The 13,259-nt window shown below is 62.1% G+C and carries 11 protein-coding genes and 1 pseudogene; 2 read left to right on the top strand and 10 right to left on the bottom strand.

Features of this window, described 5'->3' with window-relative positions; translation table 11 throughout:
* Positions 1-189: 189 nt before the first annotated feature.
* The 9 genes from AB6809_RS04085 to AB6809_RS04045 form a co-directional block, all read right to left on the bottom strand.
* Positions 190-1,572, bottom strand: coding sequence for an MFS transporter (locus AB6809_RS04085; protein ID WP_371026015.1), 1,383 nt, complete (start codon positions 1,570-1,572; stop codon positions 190-192).
* Positions 1,573-1,637: 65 nt separating this feature from the next.
* Positions 1,638-3,077, bottom strand: a complete 1,440-nt coding sequence (locus AB6809_RS04080) for an NAD-dependent succinate-semialdehyde dehydrogenase (protein WP_029967351.1) — start codon at positions 3,075-3,077, stop codon at positions 1,638-1,640.
* On the bottom strand, positions 3,074-4,111 hold the full coding sequence (locus AB6809_RS04075; protein ID WP_029967350.1) for an aldo/keto reductase: 1,038 nt from the start codon (positions 4,109-4,111) through the stop codon (positions 3,074-3,076). Before AB6809_RS04075 ends, AB6809_RS04080 begins: the two co-directional genes overlap by 4 nt.
* 62 nt (positions 4,112-4,173) lie before the next feature.
* On the bottom strand, positions 4,174-4,698 hold the full coding sequence (gene fae, locus AB6809_RS04070) for a formaldehyde-activating enzyme (RefSeq protein ID WP_029967349.1): 525 nt from the start codon (positions 4,696-4,698) through the stop codon (positions 4,174-4,176).
* A 599-nt stretch (positions 4,699-5,297) separates the two neighbouring features.
* Positions 5,298-5,588 (bottom strand): H-NS family nucleoid-associated regulatory protein, encoded by a 291-nt coding sequence (locus tag AB6809_RS04065; protein WP_006047505.1) that lies wholly within the window; start codon positions 5,586-5,588, stop codon positions 5,298-5,300.
* Between the two features lie 128 nt (positions 5,589-5,716).
* Positions 5,717-6,916: a serine hydrolase domain-containing protein gene (locus AB6809_RS04060; protein ID WP_371026014.1), complete on the bottom strand. Its 1,200-nt coding sequence runs from the start codon at positions 6,914-6,916 to the stop codon at positions 5,717-5,719.
* 78 nt (positions 6,917-6,994) lie between these two features.
* A complete protein-coding gene (locus tag AB6809_RS04055) occupies positions 6,995-7,198 on the bottom strand; it encodes a hypothetical protein (protein WP_006047503.1) in 204 nt (67 codons plus the stop codon).
* A 529-nt stretch (positions 7,199-7,727) separates the two neighbouring features.
* Positions 7,728-7,991 carry a hypothetical protein gene (locus tag AB6809_RS04050; RefSeq protein WP_029967347.1) on the bottom strand — a complete coding sequence of 88 codons (264 nt, stop codon included), beginning with the start codon at positions 7,989-7,991 and terminating at the stop codon, positions 7,728-7,730.
* A gap of 88 nt (positions 7,992-8,079) precedes the next feature.
* Complete coding sequence (locus tag AB6809_RS04045; RefSeq protein WP_029967346.1) at positions 8,080-9,555, bottom strand: sigma-54-dependent Fis family transcriptional regulator; 1,476 nt, start codon at positions 9,553-9,555, stop codon at positions 8,080-8,082.
* Between the two features lie 328 nt (positions 9,556-9,883).
* Here AB6809_RS04045 and AB6809_RS04040 point away from each other — a divergent pair, with 328 nt between their 5' ends.
* Together AB6809_RS04040 and AB6809_RS04035 are read left to right on the top strand one after the other, a co-directional pair.
* Positions 9,884-11,284, top strand: a complete 1,401-nt coding sequence (locus AB6809_RS04040; protein ID WP_006047500.1) for a GntP family permease — start codon at positions 9,884-9,886, stop codon at positions 11,282-11,284.
* Positions 11,285-11,993: 709 nt separating this feature from the next.
* On the top strand, positions 11,994-12,395 hold the full coding sequence (locus AB6809_RS04035) for a RidA family protein (RefSeq protein WP_029967342.1): 402 nt from the start codon (positions 11,994-11,996) through the stop codon (positions 12,393-12,395).
* Positions 12,396-12,441: 46 nt separating this feature from the next.
* On the opposite strand, the pseudogene AB6809_RS04030 reads toward AB6809_RS04035, so the two are convergent.
* Positions 12,442-12,548, bottom strand: a pseudogene (locus AB6809_RS04030) (IS5/IS1182 family transposase); the annotation flags it as partial.
* Positions 12,549-13,259 lie beyond the last annotated feature (711 nt).

Genomic DNA, 13,259 nt, shown 5'->3' with positions numbered 1-13,259 from the left:
GCCGTAGTGGTCGCCGTGGCGAGCGGAACTTGGCGGCGGGCGCCGGGCAGTTCGCGCGCGGTTCGAGGTTCGAGGTTCGAGGTTCGAGGTTCGAGGTTCGAGGTTCGAGGTTCGAGGTTCGAGGTTCGCGGTTCGCGGTTCGCGGTTCCCGGCTCGCGGCTCGCGGCTCCCGGCTCGCCGCAAATACCCCTACCCGCCGCTGGCCTGGTTCAACGTCAAATGCTTCGTTTCAGGCGCCCACGCGATCGACACAAGGATGCCGACGAGCAGCACCGCCGCCAGCACCATCATCGTGACGTGAAACCCGAAGCCGGCAATGCCGAGCGGCAACAGAAACGTACCCACCGCCGAGCCGAGACGGCTGCACGCAATCGCGAGACCGACGCCGCACGCGCGCACTTCGGTCGGAAAGCACTCCGGCGGGAACACGCCGACGAGATTCGAGAACGCCGACATGGTCAGCGTGAAAATGCCGAACGCGACGATCATCGCGAGCGTCGCCGATTCCGGCAGCACGCTCAACGCGATCAGCGAAACGCACGTCACCGCAAACGAGCCGATCAGGAAGAGTCGCCGCGACAGCTTGATGGTCAGCCAGATCCCAATCAGTGCGCCAAGCACCAGAAAGCCGTTCAGCAGCAGATCCGCGCCTGAATCGTTGTTCAGGTGAATCGCCTTCAGGATGGTCGGCAAGAACGTGTAGATCGCGAAGTACGGAATGACGAGACACACGAAAAACGCGCAGTTGAAAATCGTCCGGCGAATCAGGTCTTTTTCGAAGAGACGCATGAACCCGCTGGCCGTTTGCGCGTGTTCGTCGTGCACGCCGTCGAGCGTCACCTTTTCGCCGAAGTGCTTCAGCACGACCGACTTCGCCTCCGCAACGCGGCCCTTGCCGAGCAGCCAGCGCGGCGACTCCGGCGTGCCCATGCGCGCGACCAGCACGATCACCGCAGGAATTCCCGCCGAGGCGAGCAGCCAGCGCCACGCATCGGGCGACGCATCGGCGTAATGCATGCCCAGCACGTTTGCGACCACATAGCCGACGGTCCATATCACGCTAAACGATCCAAGCAATGTTCCGCGATGCTTGCGCGGCGAGAATTCCGCGAGAATCGCATGTCCGACGGCGAAGTCGCCGCCCATGCCGAAGCCGATCAGCACGCGCAGCAAGCACAGTTCGAAAGGCGAGTGCACGTAGAACTGCGCAAAAGCTGCCACGGTGATGATGACAAAGCTCATCAGGAAAATTTTCTGCCGGCCGAGCCGGTCCGACAGCCAGCCGAACACGAGGCTGCCGAGAAAAATGCCCATCAGCGCGGAGCTGCCGATCATGCCCATCCAGAAGGCGTCGATCGGCATCTGACGATTCATCGCGGCGAGCGCGTAGCCGATGGTGCCGAGCGCGAATCCCTCGGTGAAGTGCGCGCCGAACGTGAGGCCCGCAATCTTGACGTGAAAGGCGTTCAGCGGCACGTCGTCGATGGAAACGGCGCGCGTCGCGGACGACGCCGCAGCGGGGAACGCAGGCGCGAGGCCGAGCGCACTTGCCTGGATATCCTGATTATTCATCTTGTCTCCTGTGATTGTTCTGAGCGACGGATGCCGCGTAACGACATCCGCCAACGGTCCAACGATCAGCGCCCCAAGCCGCCCATCATCATGTACTTAAGCTCGGTGTATTCATTGAGTCCGTACTTCGACCCTTCGCGGCCAAGGCCCGATTGCTTCACGCCGCCAAACGGCGCGACTTCGGTGGACAGAATCCCTTCGTTGATGCCGACCATGCCGCTTTCGAGCGCCTCGCCGACACGCCACGCGCGCGCCAGATCGCGCGTGTACAGATACGCGGAGAGTCCGAACGGCGTTGCGTTGGCAGCGGTAACGGCTTCGTCTTCGGTCTTGAAGCGAAAGCACGCGGCGACCGGCCCGAAGGTTTCTTCTTGCGCGATCAGCATCGAACTGGATGCATCGACGAGAACCGTCGGCTCATAAAAGGTGCCGCCCAGCGCGTGCCGCTTGCCGCCGGTCAACACCTTGGCGCCTTTCTGCAATGCGTCGGCGACGTGCGCTTCGACCTTGCTCAACGCAGCCTGATTGATCAGCGGACCCTGTTCGACGTCGCCTTGCAACGCGTCGCCCACGCGCATCTTGCGCGCGGCCTGTGCGAGTGCCTGCGTGAACGCGTCGTAGACGCCGTCCTGCACATAGAAGCGATTGACGCACACGCAGGTTTGCCCGGTGTTGCGAAACTTTGAAGCCATCGCGCCTTGCACGGCGGCGTCGATGTCGGCATCGTCGAAAACGATGAACGGCGCATTGCCGCCAAGCTCGAGCGAGAGCTTTTTCAACGTATCCGCCGACTGCTTCGCGAGCAATTTGCCCACGCGCGTCGAGCCCGTGAACGACAGCTTGCGCACCACGTCCGATTCGGTCAGCGCGCCGCCTATCGCGGCGGCATCGCCGGAAACGATGTTGAACACGCCCGGCGGAATGCCCGCTTTCGCGGCCAGCACGGCCAGTGCAAGCGCGGACAACGGCGTTTCTTCCGATGGCTTGAGCACCATCGTGCAACCGGCCGCGAGCGCGGGACCGGCCTTGCGCGTGATCATCGCGAGCGGGAAATTCCACGGCGTGATGGCCGCGACGACGCCCACGGGTTCGCGCGTCACGATGATCTTCGCGTTCGGATTCGGGCTCGGAATCACGTCGCCATAGGCGCGCTTCGCTTCCTCCGCGAACCATTCTAAAAAGCTCGCCGCATAGCCGACTTCGCCGCGCGCTTCCGCAAGCGGCTTGCCTTGTTCGCGCGTCAACAGCTCGGCCAGCGCATCGCGATGCTCGAGCATCAACTCGCCCCAACGCCTGACGCGCGCGCCACGCTCTTTCGCGGTCAGCAAGCGCCACGCGGAAAGCGCGCGCTCGGCGGCGGCAATGGCTTGCGCCGTCTCCGCCGCGCCGCCCTTCGCGACTTGCGCGATCACTTCGCCTGTCGCGGGATTGCGGACCGCATAGGTCTCCGCGCTTTCATACCACTCGCCTCCGATGTAATGCCCGGTTCGAAGAAGTTCGCTCATGCCGCTTTCTCCAGGTTTTCGACGAACGCGCCTTGCGCAAGCCGCGGCTCGCGCGCAATGCGCTTGCCGGCGGTGTAATCGTTGATCAGATCGCACGGTGTGTAATTGCGTTCGAGTTCGAAGAACTCATCGTCGGAGAGCGTCGTGCCGAGCGCGGCGAGCGCGCTGTCGAACTGCGCCGGCGTATCGGCGCCGACCAGCATGCTCGCTACGCCTTCGTGGTTGAGCACCCATGCCTGCGCGATCTGCGCCGCGGACACGCCGCGCCGCGCGGCGACGCGAGCGACCGACGCCGCGATTTCGCGCGACACGTTATCGCCGTACATTTGCGCGGTGAAGAAGTCGGTCTGATTGCGCGTCGAGTTGGCGTCGCTCGTCAACAGGCCGCGCGCGAGCGGACTGAACACCGACACGCCGACTCCCTGATCCTGGCAATACGGGATCATCTCGCGCTCTTCTTCGCGATACGCCAGATTCAACTGCAACTGCATGTTGATCGGCTTATGCCAGCCGTTGCGCTCGCAGACCTGCATGATCTTCGCGAACTGCCACGTGTACATGGTCGATACGCCGATATAGCGCGCCTTGCCCGCGCGAACGATATCGTTCAGCGCACTCATGGTTTCCTCTACCGGCGTGTTCACGTCGAAGAAATGCAGCATGTAGATGTCCACGTAGTCCATGCCGAGGCGCGCGAGCGAGCCGTCGATGCTGTCCATGATGTGCTTGCGCGAATGGCCGCCGGCGTTCTGATACACGCCCATGTCGTAGCCGACCTTCGTCGTCACGACGATTTCCTCGCGGCGCGCGAGGCGCTTCAGAATGCGGCCCACGACTTCTTCGCCGACGCCCGTCGAATAGAAATCGGCGAGGTCGATGAAATTGACGCCGGCCTCGAGCGCGTGACGAACGATGGGCTCGCTGCGCGCTTCGTCGAAAATCCACGGCTTCCAGTGCGGCGTGCCCATGTTCATCGTGCCGAGGCACAAGCGCGAAACCTTCAGGCCGGATTGGCCGAGGCGAATGTATTCCATGAAACCTGTCTCCTTGTAGTTCGGATGCGGCGCGTGCGGTCGGCGCCGCGCTCCGCGTGTGGTCAGCGTTGTTTCGGCGTGTAGAAGGGATTCGAGACGTCGCGCGCGGCCGCGAACACTTCGTCGCGATGCGGCAGCCCTTTCATCGCCGCGACAATGGCGTTCCTGCACGCGCGGTAGTTGTTTTCGAAGACGGCGTCGAGGTCGTCGGTGGCCGGATTGACCCAGTTCGCCGATACGACCACCCAGTCGTTCTCCGCTTCGGGCGGCAGCGTGCCGTTCTCGAGCGACTCGGCCACTGCCTTCGCGATGCCCGCCTGCGACGCGCCCCACGTCGCGTTGCCGTGAAACTCGCTGCCGATCTGCGCCTTGTTCACGTAGAGCGTCAACGGCTTGGTCGGCACGCCCGGCCGCGCGATGACGACGAACGGCGCGTGACCCGCCGAAGGCGTCGCCAGCGCCGTCGCGAACGCTTGCCCCGCAGGACCGTTGCGTGGGCCGACCAGCACGTTGATATGCGCGAGGTTCACGCCCGGCCCTTCGAATCCTTCGCCGATAAAGAGTTGTTTGTCCGCCGATACGCTCATGGTCTTTCCGTCGAGTTAAGTGGATGACCGATTGTGGCGTTCGGCGTCCGCGACCATGTATCGATGAGTTTTGATCCGGGGTATGAGGCGAACTCAACTCCGGGTTTGTCCCGACGAGCGCGGGCGAACGTTACGACGCATCGCGTTGCCGGTGACGACGCGCGCAAAGGTGAGGGTTTTCGGGACTAGCAGCGACGAGGCGTGGAGGACAGCGAAAGGTGAGCATCCGCGAAGTGCTTATTGCACCGACGATACCGCGCGAGCCGCGCGCCGACGCCTATCCGTGAAAGGCCGACGGACGCAGCGGAAGCTTCGCCGGATTCTTCGCACAGCCTGGGAATGCCCGCCAGCAAAGGCTGGCGCGGGTTTGCGGCGCGTCGGTGAGACCCGATGCTTGCGCCGGGCTCACCCCGCGGCCGGTGCGCGCCGCAGAGAAACCAGGCTCACCGAAGCAATGCCGCCAGGTGCAAGCCGCCGGTTTCTATTCACCAGTCGAATCGGGAATTTGAAGCAAAGGTGAGCGTTTTCGGGACTTGCGCAGCGGTGCGAAAAAAGCCGCGGGCATCGTCACCTGAGAGTGATGGGTCACGCAATGCGCCCTACGCGTCGATCAGATAACGATCGCGATTCTTGCCCGCAAGCCAGCCCGGCGAACGGCCACGCCCGCTCCACGTCTCGCCGGTTTTCGGGTTGCGATACTTGGCGACCGCAGCGCCTTTGCTCGCCGCCGTACGAGTTTTCGCGAAGCCGAGTTCCTCGGCCGTCAGGTCGTACTCGGCAATCTTCTGCTTGATGTCGGCGATCGCCTGCGCGATCTCCTTTTCGCGAGCCGCCGCAACTTCCTTGTGAAGCTTTTCGAGCTGAGCGGTCAACTGCTTGTAAGAGGCCATGACGAAATGCTCCCATTGATTGTGGCGGACCGACATGCGGACGCTATCAGACCAAAAAACGCTGGAAAGAGAAAGCCCGTCATCGTGCGGCGCTTGAACGAGCGGCGGACCATCGGCGAGGCGCGCGCTCAATCGTCAATTGCATCGTACACGCGACGTTCGAAGTCGACTGCCATGGGAAACGGATCGATTGAACGGCGCTGAATCAGCATGACGCCGATAAGATCTTCCACCGGATCGGCGAACCAGCTCGTGCCAAAAGCGCCGGGCCAGCCGAAAGAGCCGATCGAACGATAGCCTTGCGGCAACTGCTGCGCAGGATCGTCGACGATCGACAAGCCGAGGCCAAAGCCCTGACCCGTCCACATCGCATGACCGAACGCCGGCAGGCGGCGCTGCTCGCGCGTCAGAAAGTTCGAACGCATCAGATCGACCGAGCGATGCGAGAGCAAGCGCGTGTCGCCGACGCGTCCGCGCCGCAACAGCAACTGCGCGAATTGCAGATAGTCCTGCGCGGTGGAAACGAGCCCGCCGCCGCCGCTTTGAAAACGCGCCGGATTCGCCCAACGGCTCGCCGACGCGTGATCCTCGACCACGCGCCGCCGCGTGCCGGCATCGACGCCATAGGCAGTGGCCAGGCGGGCGAGCTGCGGCTCGGGCACCCAGAAAGCGGTGTCACGCATGCCGAGCGGCTCGAAAATCCGCGTGCGGAAAAACTCGCCCAGCGGCATGCCGGTCACTCGTGTGATTAATGCGCCGAGCACGTCGGTGGCGACGCTGTAGTGCCAGCGCGAGCCGGGCTGAAACATCAATGGCAATCCGGCGATGCGTGCGAGCCACGCGTTCACATCGGCGCGCGCGTCGAGACCGTTGAAGGCGGCCGCATAGGCTTCGGCCAGCGGCCCGGTCGCCGTGAAGTGATAAGCGAAGCCCGCGCGATGAGTCAGCAAGTCGAGCACGGTCTGCGGCTTGCGCGCCGGGTCGGTTTGATCGAGCGGGCCGCCGGGGTCGCACAGCACGCGCGGCGCGGCGAATTCAGGCAGCCACTGCGCGATCGGAGCGTCGAGCGTGAGCCGGTCCTCTTCCACCAGCATGAGGATGGCGGCGCTCGTCACCGGCTTGGTCATCGACGCGATGCGAAACAGCGTGTCGCGCTCCATCGGCAATGACACGGCTTCGTCGCGCAGACCGAGCGCCTCGAAGTATGCGGTTGCGCCGCGCCGCCAGACGAGCGCGACGACGCCGGCCACATCGCCTCGTTCGACGTAGCCCTGCAACGTACCCGTCAGCACCGCGAGCCGAGGCGATGAAAATCCCACTGCTTGCATATCGATGTTGTCCGGCCTGGCTTCGTCGATGGATCGAAATGAGGCGAAAAACCGCTGCCGACAGCAGAGGCTATCGCCTCAGGCTTTTTGGCGCTCCTCGAGTGCGGCGAGCGCGGCATTCAGCCGTTTGATGCGATTGACTTGCGTTGGCACGCGAACCGCGCCGGAAACCGAATCGATGCGGTTACGCCAATAAGACAGCGGTATTCGGTCTTCAGCGGAAATGTGTGAAATGACGTGTTCTAGATGTCGGATGTCTTTTTCGAGTTGATGGTGATTCATTCGTTTCCCCGGAATGCTCGTTGACTTAATTCGAAACGCAACGTTAAGCACAGATTGTGCCGCTCAAAGCCTGTTTTTCTTGGTCGGCAAGTTCTTCCCGCCTTTTGCCGATTGGCCTCCCTATCCGGCAAAAGCTGCTGATCGCATGCGTTAGCGAACCTGTGAAAATAGAATACTGCCGCTTAATTCAGGGTTCCGTTACCTTCCGCACCGACTTCACTCCAGTGCGAAAAAATACAGTGACTTTTTATTGCTGTCGATCCGTTCGGAATAAATCTTGTCAAATCGAAATTCATTATGCGGCGCGCATAGTGGAACTTCCTTCGTCTCGCCGCATTAGAAGCATATATTTATGACGCGGATGCACGTATCGGGAAACGCGCACGTGGAGTAATGAGGAGAGCGCAGACAACGGCGCGCGGATTAAGCCGCTTTTTAAAGGAAGGCGAGCGCAGCCCGTCGACGGGTTGCGAATCGCAGAATACAGTGAAAGTCCGGCCGCGCGCCGCATGACGCGGCGCGCATCGCGTTACCTGGCGCGGCAGGCGTAGATCAGGCTAAGCGTGCCGTTACTCGTGGATTGGCGCACGGTGTCGAACGCACCGCCGCTGCAGCTTGCGGCCGCCTGCTGCGCGCAGGAGTCGGAACCCGCGGGGCATTCGACCAGCGTCGTCGGGCGGCCGTCCGACAGAAACAGCGGCGCGCTGCTGCCGCAGCCGCCCAGCGCGGCGCCGGCTGACACCGCCAGCATCAGGCCGAGATAGCGCGCAAGGAAAGAGAAGCTCCGGTTCATATGAAACCCCGATCACGTCTTGTTTTTCGATCACGCGATTGTGCCACGCGGCCATGACGCTGCGTGACAGGATGCAGGCCCGCTCCGCTCAAACCTGGATGCCGTGTGCCGCGATCTTCTTGTACAGCGTCGCGCGCCCCATGCCGATTTGCGCAGCGGTCTCGATCACGCGCCCGCCGTTCGCGCGCAACGCATCGCTCAGGAAGCGCTTTTCGAACGCCGCCATCGCGTCGCTCCATGACGATGGCTCGCGCGCCGCATCCGCGCCGCTCGCAGCCGTCTGTGATGAGCCGTCCGGCGTCTGCGCCGTCGCGCCTTGCGCGCCGCTTTGTCCCGAACCGATGAACGGCGCCAGCGCGCGCGCGTCGATCCGCTCGCTGTCCGACAGCATCACCGCGCGCTCCAGCGTATTGCGCAACTCGCGCACGTTGCCTGGCCACGCATACGAGCACAAGAGGCGCAATGCGTCGTCCTGCAATTCGTAGTGACTGCCGCCGCGTGCCTGCGTAGACAGGTCCTCGAGCATTGCGTACGCGAGCGCTTCAATGTCCGACGTGCGCTCGCGCAGCGACGGCGCATGAATCGTCAGCACGTTCAGTCGATAGAACAGATCGGCGCGGAAACGGCCCGCCGCGACCAGCGCCGGCAAATCCGCGGAGGTGGCCGCGATGATCCGCACGTCGGCGCGCACGATCCGGTTGGAGCCGAGCGGCTCGAACTCCTTGTCCTGCAGCACGCGCAGCAGTTTGCCCTGCAAAGGCAGCGGCATGTCGCCGATCTCGTCGAGAAACAGCGTGCCGCCGTTCGCGAGCTCGAACTTGCCGACCCGTCCCTTGCGATCCGCGCCCGTGTACGCGCCAGGCGCTGCGCCGAAGAATTCGACTTCGAGCAGGGTGTCCGGGATCGCCGCCACGTTGACGGTCACGAGCGGCTGATTCGCGCGAGCCGAGCCGCCGTGGATCGAATGCGCGAGCAGTTCCTTGCCAGTGCCGGTCTCGCCAAGCAAGAGCACCGGCGATTCGAGCTGCGCCGCGCGGCGCGCCTGGCGCTTCACTTCGAGACTGGCCGCGCTGGTGCCGACGAAGCTGCCGAACGTGTACTTGGCCCGGCGTGCCTGCGCCAGCGACTGACGCGTCGCGATCAATTCTTCCTGCACGCGAGAGTAGTGGGAGAAAAGCGGCGTGAGCGCCTTCAACTCGTCGAACAGCGCGAAGCCGACGGCGCCGACCGTCGCGCCGGCGTCGTCCTTCAGCGGAAGACGCGTGACGACGAGCGGCTCGCGGTCCGTTTCGAGAATGTCGAGCAGAATCGGCTTGCCGGTTTTGACGACCTCGCGCATGAGGCTGTTTGGAATCACCGCTTCGCAATCGCGGCCAATCGCCTGCTCGGGGTCGGCAAAGCCGAAGCGCGCCGCGTAGCGCTTGTTGATCCACACGACGCGCGCGTCGGCGTCGACGATAAACGTGCCTTCGCTGAAGTTCTCGAATGTGCGGAAGAGGGAATCCATCGCGCGGCGCAGCACGTCGCCGTAGATGGCGGGAAGTCCCGCCCAGTCGTTCATCATGTTGTCGATGTCTCCGGCTATCGTTCTATTTGTCGCTTGTCTCTTTTCGTGGACAAGCTTATCTCAAGGTGGAGATCGCCGACAAGCCCATCGCTATGCGGATTTCGTGTCAATACCGGGCACATTTCGCAGGATTGACGTCCCCGTTTGGAGACGTTTGGGTACAATCGGCGGCGCCACGTCTCCCGGTTTTGCCGGCTTTTGGCCCGCCGCGTCAGCGCGCGAGCCGATGCCGGCCGCATGGCATGGAACCTGCGTTCGCGGGCGCCATGCCGTCGTCAGCGGGAGACGGCGTACACGTAGAACAAACCAAGCTTCTGGAGACTCAATGTCCTTTGTCATCGTCCTTGCCGCGCTGGCGTTTCTGATGTTCGCCGCGTATCGCGGCTACAGCGTTATCCTTTTCGCGCCAATCGCCGCGCTCGGCGCCGTCCTTCTGGTCGATCCCGCCGCCGTCGCGCCCGTGTTCACGGGCATCTTCATGGAGAAGATGGTCGGCTTCGTCAAACTGTATTTCCCGGTCTTTCTGCTCGGCGCCGTGTTCGGTAAGGTCATCGAACTGTCCGGCTTCTCGGAGTCGATCGTGGCGGCCGCGATTCGCTATATCGGCCGCTCGCGCGCCAATGCGGTGATCGTCGCGGTGTGCGCGCTGCTTACCTACGGCGGCGTCTCGCTGTTCGTCGTGGTGTTCGCGGTCTATCCGTTCGCCGCCGAACTGTATCGCCAGAGCAATATTCCGAAGCGCCTGATGCCTGGCGCCATTGCACTCGGCGCATTCTCGTTCACGATGGATTCGCTGCCGGGCACGCCGCAAATTCAGAACATCATCCCGACGACGTTCTTCAAGACGACGTCGTGGGCCGCGCCCGCGCTCGGCGTGATCGGCTCGCTGTTCATCATCGTGGTGGGTCTCACCTATCTCGAGTGGCGCCGCCGCTCGGCGATGGCAACCGGCGAAGGCTACGGCACGGAACTCGTCAACGAGCCGGAGCGCGTCGAGTCGAAGCAATTGCCGCATCCGTTGCTGGCCATTGCGCCGCTGGTTCTGGTGGGCGTCGCTAACTTCTTCCTGACTCGCTGGATCCCCGACGCGTACGGCACCTCGTACACCGTCGCGCCGGATATTTTGCCGGGCGTTCACACGCCGCTCACCACGACGATCAAAACCGTGCTGGGGATCTGGGCTGTCGAAGGCGCGCTGCTTCTCGGCATCGTCATGGTTGTGGTTACGGCGTTCGGCCGCGTGCGCGAGCGCTTTGCGATCGGCACGAAGGCCGCCGTGGCGGGCGCGCTGCTGGCGTCGCTGAATACGGCGTCGGAATATGGTTTCGGCGGCGTGATCGCGGCGTTGCCCGGCTTCGTCCTGGTCAGCGACGCGCTGAAGAGCATTCCGAACCCGCTCGTCAATGCGGCCGTGTCGGTCAGTTCGCTGGCGGGCATCACCGGTTCGGCGTCGGGCGGCATGAGCATCGCGCTCGCGGCCATGTCGGACGTGTTCATCAAGGGTGCGGAGGCGGCGCATATTCCAATGGAAGTGCTGCACCGCGTGGTCGCAATGGCAAGCGGCGGCATGGACACGCTGCCGCATAACGGCGCGGTGATCACGCTGCTGGCGGTGACCGGGTTGACGCACCGTCAGTCGTATCGCGACATTTTCGCGGTGACGGTCATCAAGACGCTGGCGGTGTTCTTCGTGATCGCCGTTTATTACACGACGGGGCTGGTTTAAGAAGGGCTTGGGCGGGTTCGGGGACTGCTGGTCCTGAACCCGCCCATCAGCATCTGGCGCGGTGAGTCGTCAGTATCGTTTGCGAGCCAGACGACATCGTCTTTCCACGGCTCGTTGCCCATCAAGCGTGCTAACTCCTCCTGCAAAATCGCGATCGACGCGGTGGCGAATCTCGGTAGCTCGCGTTCCTGAAGTCGGAACATGCGCTCGCGATTTTCGACAGTAGCGGGCTCGAGCAGCCGCAGATGAACTAGCCAGTCATGGCGTCAAGTTTCCGCGCTGGCCGTGTAGAACGTTAGTATCACTACCTATCAGTGGTCATGTCATATCCGGCTTCGAATAGCAAATTCAATTGAGTCACTACCTCCAGGAAACAGGGTCTCGCTGCAATCATTTTCTTGGTGTCCGTGTGCGCAAAGCGATCGACGGTGCCGGAAATGGGCGAGAACGACGCAGTGGCGCCTCGCCGATTTTCGCAAGTGCTCGAGAACATGCTCGGAGAGCGGGTGACTGTGTCGTGTTGCCCAACGCAGGTCACGCGATGGCGCCTGAGCAGCCGAAAGCAATGGCCGACGCGATCCCGACGTTCGCGAAGCGCGTCAATCAGTAAGTGATTCCACGATGTCCATGCATCGGCGTCGGCCACGCGTCGCGACTTTTGATCGGTTATCGTGTCACCCCACATTCGCAGCCGTGAGGTGCAATCTCCATGAGCCCTACCCCCGCTTTCTGGATGGTCCCCGGCGCGCCGACGCCGGTCGGCCCGTTCTCCCACGCCGTCGAAACCGACGGCTGGGTCTTCCTCACCGGCCAGATGCCGACCTCGCCCACCGACGACGCCGCGCCGCTTCCCGAAGGCGTGGTCGCGCAGACGAAGCGCGTGATGGACAACCTCGTGCTCGTGCTGCAAGGTCTCGAACTCGGCTTGCAACACGTGGTTGCCGTGCGCATTTTCCTCACCGAGTTCAAGCGCGACTATGCGGCGATGAACGAGACTTATCGCGCGTACTTTCCCGCCGACGCGCTGCCTGCCCGGACGTGCGTCGGCGTAACGGCATTGGCGCGTGACGCGCTGGTGGAAATCGACTTCATCGCGCGACGGCCGGGCTGAGCGTCGACGCCTCAGCACTGGCTCGATAGCCCATCCAGAACAATTCGTTTTGCCGCAGCTTCAGGCCGTGCCGTGCCGCGGCCTTCACCCGATGTTCGCGACACCGTTCGAGAATCGCGAATCGGTTGAATGGGCAATTGCCTTCTCCATGACGTCCGGCTTATTGAGAGCGGACTAATTATCCAATCAAATGCGAATGGATTAAAACGGGCGATGTAAAAAGTCCCATTGTGACCATTAATAATTGCATGCAGCGGGGAAGGCGGCGGCGTTTCTATTAAATCTAATACGATCAGTATTTTCCGACATTCAATGCACATGTCCGCGCTGATATTTTCGCTTGCTGAAATTGAGGCGACTATTCAAGCATTTCGGCGCTATCACACCTTGCAGTGTTTTTCGTTAGGACAATTCCTAAAAGCGTCCGCGCCACATTCTTGCGTCTTGCATTTTCTTGATCTCCGTCACCGCTGATTTCTGAATTTTCCCCGGTATTTAGGAATAGTCCTATTGAGCCATCGTTCAAGTCTCATAAAGTTCGGTTGTTGCCGGCAATTTTGAGACGGGGTGTGACTTAGCTATCGAGCTGAATTCAAATCCATAGTGGACGAGCAGTCGTCGCAAAATCGTGAATCGGTGTGCGATTCATTTGATTTTTGGGCGATTTAATTGTGACGAGCCGAGCGCAGTAATCGTCACGTCCACTCCCAAGCCTGAGTTGAGCAGCGACAGACGCGTGACGATATTTGTTCAATAAGGGGTTTTAAATGAATAAAGCATTCGCTCGGTTTGGAACGAGTCAACCGGCACTTGGGTGGCTGCGCAGGAAGATGCAAAAGGAATAAGCAAAAATTCGAAGCCCGC

It is taken from the genome of Paraburkholderia sp. RCC_158, from assembly GCF_041355255.1.
In the GTDB taxonomy this organism is placed as follows: Bacteria; Pseudomonadota; Gammaproteobacteria; order Burkholderiales; family Burkholderiaceae; genus Paraburkholderia; species Paraburkholderia graminis.
This window is presented reverse-complemented; position numbering and strand designations above follow the sequence as displayed.